The organism is Duganella sp. FT27W (assembly GCF_009295655.1).
GTDB classification, from domain to species: domain Bacteria; phylum Pseudomonadota; class Gammaproteobacteria; order Burkholderiales; family Burkholderiaceae_D; genus Rugamonas; species Rugamonas zoogloeoides.
In genome coordinates this window covers 68930-87930 of sequence record NZ_WHIV01000005.1, presented here as the reverse complement: position 1 = coordinate 87930, position 19001 = coordinate 68930, and the positions used below count along the sequence as shown (strand labels likewise).

The following is a 19001-nucleotide window of genomic DNA, read 5'->3' as shown; positions in this document are numbered from 1 at the left end:
CTGCTCGTCTTCCGCATAGGAGGCAATATGTTTGACTTTACGCTGGCGACCACACCGGAGATTTGCGTCGAGTTGGGACGACGTTTGCGCGCGCGCCGGCTGGTGCAGGGATGGTCGCAAATCGAACTGGCGCAGCGCGCAGGCATCTCGGCCGGCACCATCAAGAACCTCGAGAAGCACGGCAGGGCGACGCTTGAATCCTTCATCCATGTCGTCGCCGCGCTCGGCCTGTCCGACGAGTTGCGTGACATCTTCCTGATCCGGATGGTGTCTATCGCCGCCATGGAAAAGGCCGAACGCGCCAACCGCCAACGCGCACCGCGCAAGGCATCGAGATGAAGCGGCTCGCCGTCATGTACAAGGGATGGGGCGAGGACTGGCACCTCGGTACGCTGGCCGACAACGGCCTGGGTATCCTGTTCGAATACTCGCCGGCCGCACTCCATCGCGGCATCGAACTCTCGCCGCGCCACCTGCCGCTGCGGCCGGGCGCCTTCCACGGTTTCCCGCCACACCAGCATCACTTGCCCGGGCTGATCGCCGACTCGCTGCCCGACGGTTGGGGGATGCTGCTGATGGACCGTCTGTTCCGCAAGCAGGGACGCGCGCCCAATAACATCTCGCCGCTCGACCGCCTGGCCTTTATCGGCGACCGGGGCATGGGCGCGCTCGGTTATGTGCCGCCCGACCCGATGGAACTGTCGCCTGACGATCTCTCGCTACTCGACATGGCGAAAGCAATGCAGACAGTCCTGCAGGGCAGAGATAACGTCCTGCTCAAACAACTGAGCATGCTGGGCGGCTCACCGCATGGATCGCGCCCGAAGGTGCTGCTGCGCCTCGATCCCGCCAGCGGCGCCGCCACCACCCGCGACGATCCGGGTTGGGGACAGCCGTGGATGGTGAAGTTCCCGGCGCAGGGTGAACACAAGGAGGTATGCGCAATCGAGCATGTGTATGCCGAACTGGCGCGGGCCTGTGGCTTGCCGATGCCGGCCACCCGTCACTTCGACCTGGACCGGCGCCTGGCAGCGTTCGGGGTACGGCGCTTCGACCGGGACGCCGGGATGCGGGTGCCGGTGCATACGCTCGCTGGCTTGCTGCACGCCGACTTCCGGCTGCCGTCACTCGACTACAGCACCTTCCTGCGCGCTACCCGGCTCGTCACCCGCGACGAACGCCAGGTCGAGGCGGCGTTCGAACGTTGCGTGTTCAACGTGCTGTTTAATAACCGCGACGATCACGCCAAAAATTTCTCCTATCGAATGGAGCGAGATGGCAGCTTCCAGCTATCGCCATGCTACGACATCGGCTTCCACTCCGGCCCTGGCGGCGGGCACCAGATGGCAGTCATGGGCGAAGGTGCGGCGCCCGCGCTGGGCGACCTGCTGCGCCTGGCCATGGATGCAGCCCTGCCCGAACGACGGGCGCGCGATATCATCGCCGCGATGGTGACGCGCGCTGGCCTGTTCGCACAACTGGCCAGCAATGCGCCCATCCGGGCCGCGACAGTGAAAGCCATCACCCGCGCCATCCTGGCCAACCGCGACCGGCTTCACTAAAAAAAAGGGAGGGCAAATTTCTTTGCCCTCCCTTCAGCCAGCCATCAAATCCGGACTAACCATCAATCCCAGTTCAGCGCGCCGCCGGTCTGGTATTCGATCACGCGGGTCTCGAAGAAGTTGCGCTCTTTTTTCAGGTCGATCATCTCGCTCATCCATGGGAACGGATTTTCTTCCTGGTCGAACAGCGTCTCGAGGCCGATCTGGGTGGCGCGGCGATTGGCGATGAAGCGCAGGTAGCCTTTGAACATGGTCGCGTTCAGACCGAGCACGCCGCGTGGCATGGTGTCTTCAGCGTACGCGTATTCGAGGTCCACGGCCTGCAGGAACAGCTGCTTGATCTCTTCCTTGAAGGCTGGAGTCCACAGCAGCGGATTTTCCATCTTGATGGTGTTGATCAGGTCGATGCCGAAATTGCAGTGCATCGATTCGTCGCGCAGGATGTACTGGTACTGCTCGGCGGCGCCCATCATCTTGTTCTGGCGGCCCAGCGCCAGGATCTGGGTGAAGCCCACGTAGAAGAACAGGCCTTCCATCAGGCACGCGAACACGATCAGGGACTTGAGCAGTTTCTGGTCGTTTTCCACGGTGCCGGTGGTGAAGGCCGGGTCGGTCAGGGTGTCGATGAACGGGATCAGGAATTCATCCTTGTCGCGGATCGATTTGACTTCGTTGTAGGCGTTGAAGATCTCGGCTTCGTCCAGGCCCAGCGACTCCACGATGTACTGGTAGGCGTGGGTGTGGATCGCTTCCTCGAACGCCTGGCGCAGCAGGTACTGGCGGCACTCGGGCGCGGTGATGTGGCGGTAGGTGCCCAGCACGATGTTGTTGGCGGCCAGCGAGTCGGCGGTGACAAAAAAGCCGAGGTTGCGCTTGACCAGGCGACGCTCGTCGTCGGTCAGGCCGTTCGGGTTCTTCCACAGCTCGATATCGCGCTGCATGTTCACTTCCTGCGGCATCCAGTGGTTGGCGCAGCCGGCCAGGTATTTGTCCCACGCCCACTTGTACTTGAACGGTACCAGCTGGTTGACGTCGGTTTTGCCGTTGATGATGCGCTTGTCGTCGGCATTGACGCGGCGCGCCACTTGCTCGGCGGTGGTGCCCTCGCCTTCCAGCGCGGCAGGGTTGATGGCGGCAGGTGCGGCCGGTGCGGTGTCTTCGTCCCAGGAGAGCGACATAATGGATTCCTTCTATATATATGTGGTCCCGGCAGCCCGGGACGGCAAAGCCGTCGTCCCCGCAAGGGAGGACGACGGCGCTCAAGCTAAAGGTGCCGGGCGGTGTTCAAAACGCGCCCACTGCACCGTGGCGGATTATTGGCAGGCTTCGCATTCCTCGAAACCGTCGTCGCCAGGACGCAGGTAGCAGGCTTCGCCGTCTTCCTCGGCGGATGCGGCAACTGCGGCGGCGGCTACCGGGGCAGCAGCAGCTACCGGAGCGACCGGCGCCGCAGCCTTGGCGCTGGCCGACATGCCGCCATCGACTGCCACGGCGTTCAGGGCGCCGGTCTTGGAGGTCGATTTCTCGGTATGGGTGGCCGAGGTGGTGCGCAGGTAGTACGTGGTTTTCAGGCCGCGCAGCCATGCCAGCTTGTAGGTCTCGTCCAGCTTTTTACCCGACGCGCCAGCCATGTAGATGTTCAGCGACTGGGCCTGGTCGATCCATTTCTGGCGACGCGATGCCGCTTCCACCAGCCAGCTCGGCGAGACTTCAAACGCGGTGGCGTAGATGTCGCGCAGGTCGTCCGGGATGCGGTCGATCTTGGTCAGCGAGCCGTCGAAGTATTTCAGGTCGGCGATCATGACTTCGTCCCACAGGTCGCGCGCTTTCAGGTCGCGCACCAGGTAGCCGTTGATCTCGGTGAACTCGCCCGACAGGTTCGATTTCACGTACAGGTTCTGGAACGTCGGCTCGATACAGGCCGACACGCCGATGATGTTCGAGATGGTGGCGGTCGGAGCGATCGCCACGCAGTTCGAGTTGCGCATGCCGAACTTGGCGATGCGTTCGCGCACCGGCGTCCAGTCCATGGCCGACGACAGGTCCTGCTCGAGGTAGCCGCCGCGCTCTTCGGCCAGCAGCTTGATCGAGTCTTGCGGCAGGATGCCACGGTCCCACAGCGAACCTTTGTACGACGCGTAGTGGCCACGCTCTTCGGCCAGTTCGGTCGATGCCAGGTAGGCGTAGTAGCACACCGCTTCCATCGAGGTATCGGCGAAGTTCACGCACTCTTGCGAGGCGAACGGCACGCGCATCATGTGCAGGCAGTCCTGGAAGCCCATCACACCCATGCCCACCGGACGGTGGCGCATATTGGCGTTGCGTGCTTTTTCGACGGCGTAGTAGTTGATATCGATGACGTTGTCGAGCATGCGCATCGCGGTGCGCACGGTTTTCTGCAGCTTGACGTGATCGAGCTTGCCTTCTTTCATGTGCGCCGGCAGGTTGACCGAACCGAGGTTGCAGACGGCGATTTCGTCAGGACCGGTGTTCAGGGTGATCTCGGTGCACAGGTTGGAGCTGTGGACCATGCCCACGTGCGACTGCGGCGAACGGATGTTGCATGGGTCTTTGAACGTGATCCATGGGTGACCGGTTTCGAACAGCATCGACAGCATCTTGCGCCACAGGTCGAGCGCGGCGATTTTCTTGAATACACGGATTTCGCCGGCGGCAGCACGGGCTTCGTACGCGACGTACGCTTTTTCGAAGGCTTTGCCGACCAGGTCGTGCAGGTCCGGGGTGTCCGATGGCGAGAACAGGGTCCAGTCGCCTTTTTCCATCACGCGCTTCATGAACAGGTCGGGAATCCAGTTGGCCGTGTTCATGTCGTGGGTGCGGCGGCGGTCGTCGCCGGTGTTTTTACGCAGGTCCAGGAACTCTTCGATGTCCATGTGCCAGGTTTCCAGGTAGGCGCAGACTGCGCCCTTGCGCTTGCCGCCCTGGTTGACCGCCACGGCGGTGTCGTTGACCACTTTGAGGAACGGTACCACGCCTTGCGACTTGCCGTTGGTGCCCTTGATGTGGGCGCCCAGGGCGCGCACTGGCGTCCAGTCGTTACCGAGGCCGCCGGCGAACTTGGCCAGCAGTGCGTTTTCCTTGATGGCGTCGTAGATGCCTTCCAGGTCGTCCGACACGGTGGTCAGATAGCACGACGACAGCTGCGAGCGCAGCGTGCCCGAGTTGAACAGCGTAGGCGTGGACGACATGAAGTCGAACGACGACAGCAGCTGGTAGAACTCGATGGCGCGCGCTTCGCGGTCTTGTTCGTTGAGCGACAGGCCCATGGCCACGCGCATGTAGAACGCCTGCGGCATTTCGATGCGCACGTCGCGCACATGCAGGAAGTAGCGGTCGTACAGGGTTTGCAGGCCGATGTAGCCGAATTGCAGGTCGCGGTCGGCGACCAGCGCCTTGGCCAGGCGTTCCAGGTCGAACTCGGCCAGCTTGGCGTCGAGCAGTTCGTTCTTGATGCCGTTGGCGATGTATTGCGGGAAGTACGTGATGTACTCGGCAGCGGCCGCGCCTTGCGCGACTTCCTTGCCGAAGACTTCCTTGCGGATGGTGTGCAGCAGGATGCGGGCCGTCACTTGCGAGTAGGCCGGGTCTTTTTCCATCAGCGCGCGCGCCGCCAGGATGGCGGACTTGTGCAGCTCTTCGACCGGCACGCCGTCGTACAGGTTTTTCAGGGTTTCAGCCAGGATGGCATCGGCATCGACGTGCTTTTCCAGGCCGATGCAGGCGGCGTTGATCAGGCTCGTCACGCGGCTCATTTCCAGCGGCTTGCGCTCGCCGTTTTCCACCACGTGGATTTGTGGTGCGGCGATGGCGGCGGCGCCACCTTGGGCTTCCTTGGCCAGGCGGCGCTCTTCCATGTGCTTGGCGCGGTACAGCACGTAGGCGCGGGCCACGTCATGCTCGCCCGAGCGCATCAGTGCCAGTTCCACCTGGTCTTGCACGTCTTCGATGTGGAAAGTGCCGCCCGAAGGCTGGCGGCGCACCAGGGCCGACACGACGCTGGCGGTGAGCTGCTCTACCAATTCGCGAATGCGGGCCGAAGCGGCGCCCTGGCCACCGTTGACGGCCAGGAAGGCCTTGGTCACGGCGATCGCGATTTTCGACGGTTCAAACGCGACGACCGCGCCGTTACGGCGGATGATGCGGTAGTCACCGAGGTCGCTGGCGGCCGTGGACGGGCTGCTGGCGGCGCTCGCAGCGGCTGCTGGGACCAGCGCTGGATTGAAGGTGTTGTCTTGAGTAGATTGCATTGAAGCTCCCCGGTAACAGCGTGCAGCCGTGCTGCGCGATGTATGTTTGTAAATAAAATGGCAAAAATAAAGCCTGCAGCCGGGCGAACCAGGCTGGCTTATTGTTGCGGAATATAGAGCTGAAATGGATGTTGCCCTGGCCCCGTGCCGTACAACAGGTTAAGAACCAGTGCCTTGAGAACTACTACATCTAGTGTTTAAACGAATTCCATGCACTGATTGTAGTAGGCGCAAAGTACCCGTGCAAGGGTATTTTTTAGCGGTAAAGGCAATTTTTCAATTGACTTTACAGGAGGCCTTTCACTACGCGCAGTCCGGGGTTAGCAAGTACTAACGACGGACTGCTCTCGGCATATTTTTTCCAGTCAAAAAACGCGCCGGGGTCGGTTTTGCGGCCCGGCGCGACGTGTTCGTGTCCTTGTATATCGGTGACCGGATACCGCGCCAGCAACGCCCCGGTCAGGTCCGCCAGCGCCGCATATTGCGCTGCCTCGAACGGGGTGTGGTCATTGCCTTCGAGCTCGATACCGATCGAAAAATCATTACATTTTACCCGCCCGCCGAACATCGAGACGCCGGCATGCCAGGCGCGCGCGCCGGCCGGGGCATACTGCACCACGCGGCCGTCGCGCCGGATAAAGAAGTGGCTCGACACGCGCAGATCGCGCAGGTCCGCCAGCGAAGGGTCAACATTATAATCGAGGCGGCCGGTGAACAGGTCCGACACCTGCGGACCGCCACAGCGCCCGCCCGGCAAACCGATGTTGTGGATGACCAGCAGGGTGATGTCTGCGGGGTCGGGCCGCGCGTCGATGAACGGGCTGTCATAGCGCGCCGCCGCCGGCCACCAGCCGTCGACATCGACGGCAACTACAGGTTTCATGCTTCAGGTTCCTGGATATTCAGTTTCTGCATTTGATAGCGCAACTGGCGGAAGCTGATGCCCAGCAGCTGCGCGGCCTGGGTACGGTTGAACTGCGTCTGCGCCAGTGCCCGCAATATGATATCGCGCTCGATGGCGATCAGGTAGTCGGGCAGGCTGGCCGGCAAGTCGGGCGACGATGCTGGCGATGAGGATGCGGGGGACGCGGCCGCAGCCGCCGCCACCCCATCGCCACCCTGACCACCCTGCCCGGCCTTGAGCGCCAGGTCGGCCACCTCGATCACGCCGTCGTTGGCAAACGCCAGCGCGCGCTCGAGGATATTTTCCAGTTCGCGCACATTGCCGGGAAAGCGGTAGCCGGCCAGCGCTTCGAGCACGCCCGGCCCCAGCGCCGCCTTGTGGCCGCCGCCGCCGAGGCGTTCGAGGATGGCGTCGGCCAGTGCCGGCAAATCGCCCTGGCGTTCGCGCAGCGGCGGCACCGCCAGTTCGATCACGTTCAGGCGATAGAACAGGTCCTGGCGGAAGGCGCCCTGCTCCACGCAGCGCGCCAGGTTCTTGTGGGTGGCGCTGATCAGGCGCACATCGACCGGCTCCTCCGACGTAGCGCCGATCTTGCGCACGCGCCGCTCCTGGATCGCGCGCAGCAGCTTGACCTGCATCGCCAGCGGCAGATCGGCCACCTCGTCGAGCAGCAGGGTGCCGCCGTTGGCAGCCTGGAAAAAGCCGTCGCGGTCATCGGCCGCGCCGGTGAAGGCGCCCTTGCGGTAGCCGAAAAACTCGGCTTCCATCAGCGCCTCCGGGATCGCACCGCAGTTGACCGCAATGAAAGGCTGGCCGGCACGCGGGCTGCGGGCGTGGATTTCGCGCGCCGCCAGCTCCTTGCCGCTGCCCGATTCGCCGTGGATGGCGATCGGCGCCATCGACCGCGCCAGCCGGCCGATCTGCGCGCGCAGCGCCGCCATCACGGCCGACCCGCCCTTGAGCCGGCCGTCCACCGCATCAGCATCGGCCGGGCCATTACTATGGACACCGGGCGCGGCCTCGTGCACCCGCAGCGCCGAGCGCACCAGCAGGCGCAGTTGATCGAGGGCGACCGGCTTGGCGATGTAATCGAACGCGCCGGCCTTGAGCGCGACCACCGCGTTGTCGGCACTGCCGAAAGCGGTGACCACCGCGATCGGCGTGTTCTTGTATGTGGTGGCCACGTCGCGCACCAGTTCCAGCCCCAGGCCGTCGGGCAGGCGCATGTCGGTCAGTACCAGTTGATAGGGGTGGCGGGCCAGCAGCGCGCGGGCCTCGGCCACGGTGGCGGCGCTGTCGACATCGAGCCCCATTTTTACCAGGGTCAGCTCCAGCAGTTCGCGCAGGTCGGCTTCATCATCGACGACGAGCACGCGGGGGGACCTCACGCTCATGGACAGCCTTTCGATTACTTTTGCGGTGGTGCGAAAGTGATGACAAAGCGGCCGCCGGACCGGCGATCGACGCGATGACTGTCGTGGCTGTTTTCGATACCCTCGTCGATACCAACACTATCGAAGCGGTATTCATAATCGAGCCGCGCTTCATTATTCAAACACATTTCCCGCGCCAGATACAGCCCCAGCCCGGTTCCTTTGCTCGATGTGGTGTAAAACGGTTCAAACAGATGCGCGCGCACCTCACCGCTGATGCCAGGACCGTCATCCTGCACGTGCAATTCCAGCCAGTTCGGCTGCCGCACCAGGTCCAGCCGCACCGACGCCGGCGCGCCGCTGGCGTAGCGCAGGGCATTGCCAACCAGGTTGGCGATCACCTCGCGCAGGTGCAGCGGATCGAAATGCACGGTGGTCCCGGGGGCAACCGACACGGCAATCTGGTCTTCGGCCAGGCCGTGGGTTTCGATGAATTCGTCGCGCATCTCTTCCAGGAAGCTGCCCAGCGCCAGCGGCTCGTACTGGACGTGGGATTTACGCGACAGTTGCAGGATGTCCTCGACGATGCGGTTGACCCGTTTGACGTTGTCGCCGACGATGCGCAACAGGCGGCGCTGGCCGGGATCGGCGATGTCTTCCTCGAGCAGCGCGGTGGCGTGGCCGATGGCCGACAGCGGATTGCGCACTTCGTGGGCAATGCTGGCGGTGAGCCGGCCCATCGAGGCCAGCTTGAGCTGCTGCGCGCGTTCCTCGATCTCGCTCACCTCCTGCAAAAAAATCACGCTGCGCGCCAGGTTGGGACCACCGGCGATGACGTCGCCGAGATCGACGGCGGCAAACCGCGCCTTGAGGCGAATGCTGAAATACGGCTTCAGGGTGATGAAGGCGGTATCGAGCGCGGGATCCGCGCGCCATTCGGCGTAGGCCAGCGCCAGCGGCGCGTGGTCATCCGATGCCGACAGCTCCTGCCCGGTCAGACCGAGCATCTGCTGCGCGGCCGGATTGCCGGCCCAGATGCGGCCATCGGCATCGACCACCAGCACGCCGTCGGCCACGTTGGCCATCACCAGCCGGTTGACCGCCTGCTGCACGCCGATCTCCACGCCGCGCCGGATCGCCAGCTCTTCCTGGCCGATCAGCCGCGCCGCCATGCGGTTCACCCCCAGCACGGCGGCAAAATACGCGGCGCCGTACAAGCCCGATTGCAGCAGCACATGTTCGCCCTCCATCTCCAGCACCTGGATCACGCCCACGCCCAGCATGAACAGCGCGACCAGCGCGGTGCAGAACAGCGCCAGCACCAGCGGCGCCAGGATGGCCGTACCGGCGAGCGGAAACAGGTACAAGATGGCCAGGCCGCTGCGCAAACCGCCGCCGTCCACATATAACAGAGAGATGATGGCCAGGTCGCAGGCGATTTGCGTGAGCACCTGCGCCAGGAAGCGACGCTGCAAGTACACCGCCGTCAAGGCAAAGCCGATCGCCAGCACCAGATAGGCCAGGCAGATCCACAAATACAGGTAGTGGCCGGAAGACCGCAGGCCGCGACCGTCAAAGCTCAGGTACACCAGCAGCACCACCGCGATGACGATGCGGGTGGCGTTGAGGGTTTGCAGCGAGCGCCAGAACGTCGCGCGCGTGGGATGGGAGTCGCCTGGCAAAGCCGGAGGGGCTTGCAGGCGCTCCATGGCGTCAGTTCGGTGGCAGGGCGGCGTGCGCCTTGCTGCAGTAGATGGCGCCGTCGAAGCGCACCGCCTCGCCGGCCGGGAAGAATACGCCGCAGTGCGCGCATTCGAGCATGGTTTCAGCCTCGATGGCGGGCTTTTGCGCGCCGCGCGGCGCATAGCCGGCCGGACCGCCCGGCGCCTGCTGCCGCTGCTGCGCGTCGCGGAATTGTTGTTCGGCGCGCTTTTGCGCGCTACGAATCTTGCTGCGGATCGCGAAGACGATCAGGCAAATCAAACCCACCCAAAACAAAATGCGGCTCATGCCCATCCTTTATGCAGTACCACTTCAAACACGAAACGGCTGCCGACATACGCCAGCAGCAAGGTGGCGAACCCCGCCAGGGTAAAACTCAGCGCCGTCTTGCCGCGCCAGCCGCGCAGGCGGCGCCCGGCCAGCAGCGCCGCGAACAGCAGCCACGACAACATGGTAAACGCCGATTTATGGTCCCACTTGAGCGCCTGCCCGAACAGTTGTTCGGAAAACACGATGCCGGACAATACCGTCAGCGTGAGCAAGGTAAAGCCGATGCCGATCATGCGGAACAACAGCTTTTCCATGGTGAGCAGCGCCGGAAGCTGGTCGAGCGCGCCCGACAAGAAACTCTTGCGGTCGGTGGCCGCGTGCAGACGCGCTTCCTGCAACGCCATCAGCACGGCGTGGAAAGCAGCAATGGTGAGGGTGCTATAAGCCAGCGTGGCGACCGCGATGTGCCAGCCGAACAGCGGAGTCTTGTCGCCCAGTGCAATCAGGGCGCCGGGATAGATCGCCTGCAGCGCGACGGTGAACGCAGCGGCCGGCATGACCAGGCGGCGCAGGCCGTCGAGGCCGAAGTTGCGGTTCTCAAACCAGTACGCGGCCACCGACACCCACAGCGCCGACGACAGCATGGCCGCAAAACCGAGCCGCAGCGAGCCGTCGGCAGCGACGTCGGTCCACAGCCCGGCGCCATGCACCAGCCAGGCCACGACGGTCACCGCCGACACCAGCGTGCCGCGGCGCGACGGCAAGGCGGCGCAAAGTAGATACAGCACGATGGCTGCGATGAACAAATAGGTCTGCATGCACCCAGTTTACACTATCGCTCAATCGGCGGCAGCCCCTCAATCGACCGCCGCCATGCGCAGTTCGTCGTGGTGGTGGCGTTGTTGCTCTTCCATCACCAGTTGTCCCAGTTCGCGCTTGAGGGCGTTGAACGATGCATCGGCCGGATCGCGCAGGCGCGGCAGGTCCACCAGCAAGTCGCGCTTGATGGTGCCGGGGCGGTAGGTCATCACCACGATGCGGTCGGCCAGGTAGATCGCCTCCTCGATGCTGTGGGTGACAAAGATGATGGTTTTGTTCAGCGCCGCCCACAGCCGCAGCAGCTCGTCCTGCAAATTGCGGCGGGTGAGCGCGTCGAGCGCGCCGAACGGCTCGTCCATCAGCATGATCGGCGAATCGAGCGCCAGCACGCGGGCGATCGCCACGCGCTGGCGCATGCCGCCCGACAGGTCTTTCGGGTAGCGGTGGCGAAAATCGGTCAGCGACAGCATCGCCAGCAGTTGCTCGACCCGGGCGCCGGTCGCCGCTTCGCCTTTGCCCTGGATGCGCAGGCCGAAGCCGATATTGTCGGCCACCGTCATCCACGGGAACAGCGCGTACTCCTGGAATACCATGCCGCGCTCGGGGCCGGGGCCGGTCACCAGCCGGCCGCCGGCGGTAATGGTGCCGGTGGTGGGCGGCGCAAAGCCGGCCACCGCATTGAGCAAGGTCGATTTGCCGCAGCCCGAAGGCCCCAGCAAACAGACGAACTGCCCTTGCGGAATGGCGAGATCGATGCCCTGCAACGCCACCATGTCGCGCCCGGCCGTATGAAATACCTTGCCGACGCCTTCTATCAGAATATGCGGATTCATTGCTGCTCCAGGCCGCGGTGCCAGCGCAGCAGATGGTTGTTCAACCGGTTCATCGCCACATCGATCGCCAGGCCCAGCAGGCCGATGGTGACCATGCCGGCGATGATCTTGTCCGACCAGAAGTACTCGCGCGCCTCGAGGATGCGGAAACCGAGGCCGTTGTTTACGGCGATCATCTCGGAGACGATCACCACGATGAAGGCAGTGCCGATACCGATCCGCACGCCGGACAATATATATGGCACGGCGGCAGGCAGGATCACCCGTACGAACAGGGTGGCGCCGGTGGCGCCGAGGTTGCGCGCGGCGCGCAGGTAGATGCCATCGACCTGGCGCACGCCGGCGATGGTGTTCATCAGCACCGGGAAGAACGCCCCCAGCGCGATCAGGAACACGGCCGGCGGATTACCGAGCCCGAACCACAGGATCGACAGCGGAATGTACGCGATCGGCGGAATCGGCCGCAGCAGCTGCACCATCGGGTTGAACCAGCGGTAGGCGCGGGCATTGGCGCCCATGGCCAGGCCCAGCGGCAGCGCCAGGCCGGCGCCGATGGCAAACCCCACCGCCACGCGGTACAGGCTGCCGAGCGAGTCGACGATCAACTCGCCCGAGACGGCCCAGGCCAGCCAGCTGCCGTCGGCGGCATGGTACGGTTGCAGCGGCAGCAGGTACTCGATCCATTTATTGACCACCGCCAGCGGCGATGGCAGCACCTGCGGATTGACCCAGCCCAGCGAAGTTGCGGCCTGCCACAGCACGATCACCAGCGCCGGCACGATGGCGCCGACCAGGCCGGCGCCCGCGCGCTGCCAGGAGAAGGACGCGGCGGCCATCTATTTCACACCCAGGGTTTTCTTGGCCGCCACCAGCAGGTCGGTGCGCACCCAGTCGTGGGCGGTCGGCACGTTGCGCAGGCGGCCCACGCCGGTCTTGAGCATGGTGTCGGCAGTGACCTGGATGTGCTCGGGCGTGATGTCATAGCTGAACGGCGAATTGCCGATGGCATCGACAAAATCGGCACTGCTCAACTGGCCCTTGAACAGGACTTCGCGCACGTATTTCTCGGCGGTGGCCGGCTGCTCGATGAAGGTCTTGGTGGCCTGCACGAAGCAGCGCATGAATTTTTCAGCGAGCGGACGCTGTTGCGTGTAAAACTTCTCGGTCATCACCATGGTGCGCACCGGTTCGCCGATCGGGGTGTCGTAGGGTTTCAGGATTTCGCTGCCAAAGCCCTGGCTCAGCGCCTGCGACGACTGCGGCTCGGACTGCATCATGGCGTCGATATTGCGGCCCAGCAGTGCATGGTTGAGGTCGGCATAAGCAAGGAACACCAGCCGCACGTCTTTGCCCGGCTGGTCGGACGCGGTCATGCCGTGCTTGTGCAATTCGGCCAGCAGCAGCACGTCCTGGATGGCGCCGCGCGTAACACCCACGCGCTTGCCCTTGAGATCGCGCACGCTCTTGATCTGCAGGTCGCTGCGGCCCACCAGCCGCGCCCCGCCCCGGGCAAAGCCGGCCACGACAAAAATCGGCGCGCCGCCGGCACGGCCGAGAATGGCCGCCTCCGACGCGGTGGTGCCCACGTCGAGTTCGCCGGCGATGATGGCCTGCATCACGTCCAGGCCCTTGGCGAATATGTGTTCTTCGACCTTGAAGCCGCACTGCGGCGCGATTTCCTTGATATACGAGACGGCGCCGAAGTGGGCGAGCTTGAGATTGCCGAGCCGGACCACCTGCTGCGCGCCCGCGCTGTGACAGACGGATACCAGGGCCAGCAGGCAGCCCAGTGCTTTGAGGTTCATCCGATTCTCCTAATAATTGTCCAGCGGTAAGATATACCGTGAGGCAATTATTCAGGCTTTGTGGCGGATCAACGCATGGGACCGTTCAGCGGGCGGCGCGGATGCGCGCGATGCGCTCGCCGGTGGCCGGGTGGCTCGACAGGTAGGTAGACATCCTGTCGCCGCTGGCCTCGCCCAGTTTGACGAACGCCTGTGCCATGTGCTCGGGGTCGATGCCGTTACGGCGCAGCATGGCCACCGCGTAATCGTCGGCCTCGGACTCGGCGTCGCGCGAGTATTTCATGTCCAGCGCCACCGTGGGCAGCGCCGTCAGCATGGCCGAGATGTCGCCGAAAATCACCCAGGTGGCCGCCGCCACGGCCGAACTTTGCACCAGCCGGCGCGTCAGGTGGCGCCGGTGCAGGTGGCCCAGTTCGTGCGCCAGCACGCCCATCACGGCCTGGTCGTCCTTGAGCACGTTCACCAGCTCGTCGGTCATGACGATGTCGCCCGATGGCAGGGCCAGCGCGTTGGGGCCAATGCGGCTGCTGCGAAACACCAGCTTCCAGGTCGGCGCGTCCGGCTCGGGCGCGACCAGCGCTGCAAACTGCCGGCGCAACTGCTCCTGGCGCGCGGCCGGCAGCTTGCTCGGTCCCAGCGCGCGCTTGTCGAGAATCTCCAGCACGCCCTGCCCCATCTGGCGCTCCACCTTGACCGGCAAGGCGTTTGCCACCCAGACCGCGGCAGCGGGCAGCACGTACACATACGACGCCACCACCACACCCACCGTGACGCCCAGCGCCAGCAGCACGCCGCGCCAGCTCTGCTGCGCGCGCACCACGCCGGTGTCGCGGTGGCCGGTGGTGGCCAGCAGCTGCGCAAAAGCGGCGCGGTCGTCCACCTCGAGCCACGCGCCATCGTCGAAACTGACCTTGCGCGCTGCATGGCGCGCCCGTTCGGACACGCGCAGGCTGGCCAGCGGCGCGCTGCGTTCGACGTCGCCGGCCAGGTGTGCCATGCCGTCGGTCACGGTCAGGGTCACGCGGTGCAGGCGCGAGGTCTTGCCGTCGAAATAGCGGCCGGTGACCGCCGGGGTGTCCATGCCGGTCACAGCGAGAAGTCGAAGTCCATGAAGTCGGACACGCCCTCGCCGGCGGCATTGACATCGGCGCTGGCAGTGGCGACGAATTCGTCGAGGCTCCCCTCGGGTATCATCATCAGCGATTCGATCCGGTAGCGCATCATGCGCACCTGGGCGAACGGCAGGAACAGGCCGAGCGTGCAAATCACGCCCAGGATATTGGTGACGATGATGAACAGCATGCGGCCGGTGCGTATCTCGGAGCGGAACTCATGCCGGTCCAGGCTGGCGTTGTTCCACACCAGGTTCTGTACCAGCGCGATCAGCAGCGGCGCCAGCGACAGGATCAGCAGATAGAACGCCGCGAAGGTAATCATGCCACCCAGGTTCAGGTTAAGGTTGAGGGCGTTCGGGTCACGCCCGGCCATGCTGCCGGCAACAATGAAGGCCGACAACACGCCAAAGACGATGCTGCCCACGATACCGAGCAGCAGGAACGCGCCGAACAGCTTGTAAAAACTGCCCACGCTGGCACGCGTGGCAAACCGCGCCTGGCCGAAGCCGCTTTCGTTGAACTGCCAGGCCTTCAGGCGCTGGTAGATATAGGGCGTGGCCAGGCCGAACGTGACGATATTGAGCAAGGGGCGCAGCAGGCAGTTGATGTAGGCGTCGCGCAGTTGGCCGTCGAAGCGGAAACGGATGCCGCGCCAGGCCGAGTTATGCAGTTGGAACTGCAGGCTGCGCCAGATGAACCACGGTATCACGGCGGCCATCACCACGAACATCACGACCGCCAGCAGCGGCGAAACTTTGCCGGCAAAGGCGTAAGCCCCCACCACCACGGCGGCCACGATGCGGCCCTTGAGAATCGCGATCGGATTGCCGTGGTACTCGAAGCTGCTGCCGGCCAGCTCGGTGCTGGAGTAGAAATACTGGTTGCGGCGTACCTTGGCCCAGGCCGAATAGATGCCGAGGGTGACAATGCTGAGCAACAGGTTGACGATCCAGATGCGGAAATATTCGCTGCCGCTGGCGTGGAACTTCAGGTACTGCGGCGGCGTTGCTGCTGCCGGTGCAGGCGCAAACAGATCCGCCGGTTTATTGAAGTCAACCATGTTGTCACTCACCCTATTATCAAAAATAGAACGATGCGCCATTGCCAATATCTTGTCAACAGGAAATTAGAGCTCAGCCTGCCAGCGCCACGACCGGGTCAAGTCCTGACGCCTTGCGGGCCGGCATATAGCCGAACACCAGGCCTGTCACCACGGCGCAGCCGAACGCCCCGCCGATCGCCGACAGCGAAAAAATCACCGGCACCTGCCACACGAGCAGCAGGCCGGCAAACGCCACGCCCACCACGATGCCGGCCACGCCGCCCACCACCGACACCAGCACTGCCTCGGTCAGGAACTGGCGCAGGATGTCGCGCCGGCGCGCGCCGGTGGCCATGCGGATGCCGATTTCGCGAGTGCGCTCGCGCACCGTCATCAGCATCACGTTCATCACGCCGATGCCGCCCACCACCAGAGAGACTGCGGCGATCAGGCTCAGCATCATGGTCATATTGTCCTGCGTGCGCGCCTCCGCCGCGATCGACGCGGCGGCGTTGCTGATCCCATAGTCGCGGATGCGATGGCGCTCGAACAGCACCGCGTCCACCGCTGCCTCCACCTCGGCCACGCGACTGACATCGGCCGCCGCCAGCACCGTGTAGGTGGGCTCGCGCTGGCCGAACACGCGGATGCCGGCCGTGGAAAACGGCAGCAGCAGCACGTCGTCCTCGTCCTTTTCGCCGGTCAGCGCGCCCTTCGCGCTCATCACGCCGATCACCTGGAACGGCACGTTGCCGATCAGGATGGTCTCGCCCACCGGGTTGGCGACGTCGGGCATCAGCTTCTGCGCCAGGCGCGCGCCCAGCACGGCAACCGTCGCCATCTCGCGGTCGTCCTCGTCGGTGAAGAAGCCGCCGCGCGCCACCGGCCACGTCTGGATGCGCGGCAGCGCGGCGCCGGTGCCGCGCACATAGGTTTGCACGTCGAGGTTACCGTGGCGGATCACCTTGTTGCCGGTGACATTGGGCAGCACGTGCGAAATGCCCGGCACGTCGGCCAGCGCTTCGAGGTCGCCCAGGGTAATGCTGCGGCCGGGAATGCGCGAACTCTCGCCACGCGACGCCATATACAAGAGGTTGGAGCCGAAGGCGCCCAGTTGCGCCATCACCTGCTGGCGCGTGCCGAGGCCGATGGCCAGCATCACGATCACCGACGCCACACCGATAACGATGCCGAGCAAGGTCAGCCCGGTGCGGAAGCGATTGATCCACAACACGCGCCAGGCGGCGCGGGCGGCGTCGGCCAGTTCGGCCAACAGCGGCGCGCCGCTGTCGTGGCGGGCGCGGGAGAGGTCGAGCGGCGGTAACGTGACTGGAGATTCAATCTGGGTAGCAGTATCGTCATCAGAAACGATACGCCCATCGCTGATCTCGATCACGCGGCGGGCCTGGGCCGCCACCTTGCGGTCGTGGGTGATCAGGATGATGGTGTGGCCGGCGTTGGCCAGTTCGCCCAGCAGCGCCATCACCTCGGCGCCGCTCTTGCTGTCGAGCGCACCGGTCGGCTCGTCGGCCAGGATGATGCGCCCGCCGTTCATCAGCGCGCGCGCGATCGACACGCGCTGCTGCTGGCCGCCCGATAGCTGGTTCGGACGGTTGTCGAACCGGCCTTGCAGCCCCAGGCGTTCGAGCAGCGCGGTGGCGCGCGCGTGGCGCTGGTCGGCCGGCATGCCTGCGTACAGCGCCGGCACCTCGACGTTCTCGCGCGCCGATTCGGTGGCGATCAGGTGGTAGCCCTGGAACACGAAGCCGAACGCCTCGCGCCGCAGCCACGCCAGTTCGTCGGCGTTCATGCCGGCCACGTCCTGGCCGCCGAATGCGTACGTGCCTGCGGTGGGGCGATCGAGGCAGCCGAGCATGTTCATCAGCGTCGATTTGCCGGAGCCGGATGCACCGACGATGGCGACGAATTCGCCGGCATGGATGTCGAGATCGACGCCGCGCAGCACTTCCACCGGCGGCGGCCCGCCTTGACCGACATCGCCGCCGCCATATCGCTTGCGGATGCCGCGCAGGCGGATCAGCGCCTCGTCCGCCACCGGTGCCAGCACAGCGCTCATAACTGGAACCTGCTGGCGCCCTCGGCCACCTGCTCGCCGGTGACCAGTAATTCGCCTTCACGCAGGCCGTCGAGCACTTCGGCGGCGAGGCGGTTGCGCACGCCCACGCGGACCTCGCGCGTTTGCACGGCGCCGTCCAGGGCCATCACGCGCGCCGTGTACAGACCCGGCTTGGCGCTGTCGCCGGTCACCGGCTTGAGCGCCGGCAGCGGCGCGGCCAGTACATCGTTGGCGGCCGCCGTGACGAATGCCACTTGCGCGGTCATCTGCGGCATCAGTTCGCCGTCGGCGTTATCGACTTCGAACAGCACTGTATACAGGATCACCTTGCTGGTGGACGGCGCCAGCGCGGTGCCGGCAGCCACGCCCCCGGCCACCGCCGGCGCGGGCAGCACCTGCCGCACCTTGCCGCGCCAGCGGCGGGCGTCGCCGCCCAGGGTGGTGAAGTACACCGGCATCTCGGGCCGCACGCGGCGCACATCGGCCTCCGACACCTCGGTCCACACCGTCATTGCCGACAGGTCGGCGATGCGCAGGATGTTCGGCGTCTGGTACGTCGCGTTCAGGGTCTGGCCCTCTTTCGCATCGACGCTGACCACGGTGCCGGCCATCGGCGCGTAGATGCGGGTGTAACCGAGGCGCGCTTCGTCGGCTTTCAGCGTGGCCTGGGTCTGGTCGATCTGCGCCTTCAGGCTGGCGATGCGGGCCACGGCCGACTCCAGCGTGGCCTGCGCCACCTCCTGGTCGTTGACCGACGTCGCCTCATGCACGGCCATCACCTGCTGGCGCGCGTGCTGGCGGCCAGCCAGGCGGTGCTGGGCCTGCTGTTCGGCCAGTTGCGCGCGCAGTCCCGCCAGCGCGGCGCGGCCGGCATCGACGGTGGCCTGCTGCACGCTGGGATCGATTTCGGCCAGCAGCTCGCCATGCTTGACAGTGCTGCCCGGCGCCACGTGCAGGCGCGTGATCTGGCCCGACACCTGGGCTCCCACATCGACATAGCGCTGCGGCTGCAAGGTGCCGATGGCGGTCACGCTGGCTTCGATACTGGCGCGCTTGACGGGCGCGGTTTCATACACGACGGCCGGCTTGCGGGTATGCCACAGCGCGGCGCCGACGGCCACCGCCAGCAAGGTGGCGACGGTGCCGAGACGGGCGCCGGTCGAGCGGGGGAAACGAAAGTGCATCAGGACTCCTCGAGAACGGAACATGAT

The 19001-nt window shown here is 64.9% G+C and carries 16 protein-coding genes; 2 read left to right on the top strand and 14 right to left on the bottom strand.

The features are described 5' to 3' along the window. Nucleotides 1-27 precede the first annotated feature (27 nt). Both F8197_RS22380 and F8197_RS22375 read left to right on the top strand, forming a co-directional pair. On the top strand, nucleotides 28-339 hold the full coding sequence (locus F8197_RS22380) for a helix-turn-helix domain-containing protein (protein WP_056137765.1): 312 nt from the start codon (nucleotides 28-30) through the stop codon (nucleotides 337-339). Then, nucleotides 336-1562 carry a type II toxin-antitoxin system HipA family toxin gene (locus F8197_RS22375; RefSeq protein WP_152883736.1) on the top strand — a complete coding sequence of 409 codons (1227 nt, stop codon included), beginning with the start codon at nucleotides 336-338 and terminating at the stop codon, nucleotides 1560-1562. Before F8197_RS22380 ends, F8197_RS22375 begins: the two co-directional genes overlap by 4 nt. Before the next feature lie 62 nt (nucleotides 1563-1624). On the opposite strand, the gene F8197_RS22370 is transcribed toward F8197_RS22375, so the two are convergent. From F8197_RS22370 to F8197_RS22305, 14 genes are all read right to left on the bottom strand, one after another. Next, nucleotides 1625-2740, bottom strand: coding sequence for a ribonucleotide-diphosphate reductase subunit beta (locus F8197_RS22370; RefSeq protein WP_056137768.1), 1116 nt, complete (start codon nucleotides 2738-2740; stop codon nucleotides 1625-1627). A 135-nt stretch (nucleotides 2741-2875) separates the two neighbouring features. Next, nucleotides 2876-5830 (bottom strand): ribonucleoside-diphosphate reductase subunit alpha, encoded by a 2955-nt coding sequence (locus tag F8197_RS22365; protein WP_152883734.1) that lies wholly within the window; start codon nucleotides 5828-5830, stop codon nucleotides 2876-2878. A gap of 286 nt (nucleotides 5831-6116) precedes the next feature. Continuing rightward, nucleotides 6117-6713, bottom strand: coding sequence for a 1,6-anhydro-N-acetylmuramyl-L-alanine amidase AmpD (ampD, locus tag F8197_RS22360; RefSeq protein WP_152883732.1), 597 nt, complete (start codon nucleotides 6711-6713; stop codon nucleotides 6117-6119). Then, nucleotides 6710-8128, bottom strand: coding sequence for a sigma-54 dependent transcriptional regulator (locus F8197_RS22355; protein ID WP_152883731.1), 1419 nt, complete (start codon nucleotides 8126-8128; stop codon nucleotides 6710-6712). Before F8197_RS22355 ends, ampD begins: the two co-directional genes overlap by 4 nt. A 14-nt stretch (nucleotides 8129-8142) precedes the next feature. Then, nucleotides 8143-9816, bottom strand: a complete 1674-nt coding sequence (locus F8197_RS22350) for a PAS domain-containing sensor histidine kinase (RefSeq protein WP_152883729.1) — start codon at nucleotides 9814-9816, stop codon at nucleotides 8143-8145. 4 nt (nucleotides 9817-9820) lie between these two features. Next, nucleotides 9821-10117 (bottom strand): PP0621 family protein, encoded by a 297-nt coding sequence (locus F8197_RS22345; RefSeq protein ID WP_152883727.1) that lies wholly within the window; start codon nucleotides 10115-10117, stop codon nucleotides 9821-9823. After that, entirely contained in the window at nucleotides 10114-10917 is an 804-nt protein-coding gene (locus tag F8197_RS22340; protein WP_056137772.1) for an inner membrane protein YpjD, read from the bottom strand. Before F8197_RS22340 ends, F8197_RS22345 begins: the two co-directional genes overlap by 4 nt. 39 nt (nucleotides 10918-10956) lie before the next feature. Continuing rightward, on the bottom strand, nucleotides 10957-11751 hold the full coding sequence (locus tag F8197_RS22335) for an ABC transporter ATP-binding protein (RefSeq protein WP_152883725.1): 795 nt from the start codon (nucleotides 11749-11751) through the stop codon (nucleotides 10957-10959). Further along, the gene (locus F8197_RS22330; protein WP_152883723.1) at nucleotides 11748-12587 is read right to left on the bottom strand and encodes an ABC transporter permease; all 840 of its coding nucleotides are present in this window, start codon (nucleotides 12585-12587) and stop codon (nucleotides 11748-11750) included. Before F8197_RS22330 ends, F8197_RS22335 begins: the two co-directional genes overlap by 4 nt. Then, complete coding sequence (locus F8197_RS22325; protein WP_152883722.1) at nucleotides 12588-13556, bottom strand: ABC transporter substrate-binding protein; 969 nt, start codon at nucleotides 13554-13556, stop codon at nucleotides 12588-12590. A gap of 85 nt (nucleotides 13557-13641) precedes the next feature. After that, nucleotides 13642-14637, bottom strand: coding sequence for a M48 family metallopeptidase (locus tag F8197_RS22320; protein WP_152883720.1), 996 nt, complete (start codon nucleotides 14635-14637; stop codon nucleotides 13642-13644). 5 nt (nucleotides 14638-14642) lie between these two features. Further along, a complete protein-coding gene (locus F8197_RS22315) occupies nucleotides 14643-15731 on the bottom strand; it encodes a YjgN family protein (protein WP_152883718.1) in 1089 nt (362 codons plus the stop codon). Between the two features lie 73 nt (nucleotides 15732-15804). Continuing rightward, a complete protein-coding gene (locus tag F8197_RS22310; RefSeq protein ID WP_152883717.1) occupies nucleotides 15805-17790 on the bottom strand; it encodes a MacB family efflux pump subunit in 1986 nt (661 codons plus the stop codon). Then, a complete protein-coding gene (locus F8197_RS22305) occupies nucleotides 17787-18974 on the bottom strand; it encodes an efflux RND transporter periplasmic adaptor subunit (RefSeq protein WP_152883715.1) in 1188 nt (395 codons plus the stop codon). Before F8197_RS22305 ends, F8197_RS22310 begins: the two co-directional genes overlap by 4 nt. Nucleotides 18975-19001 lie beyond the last annotated feature (27 nt).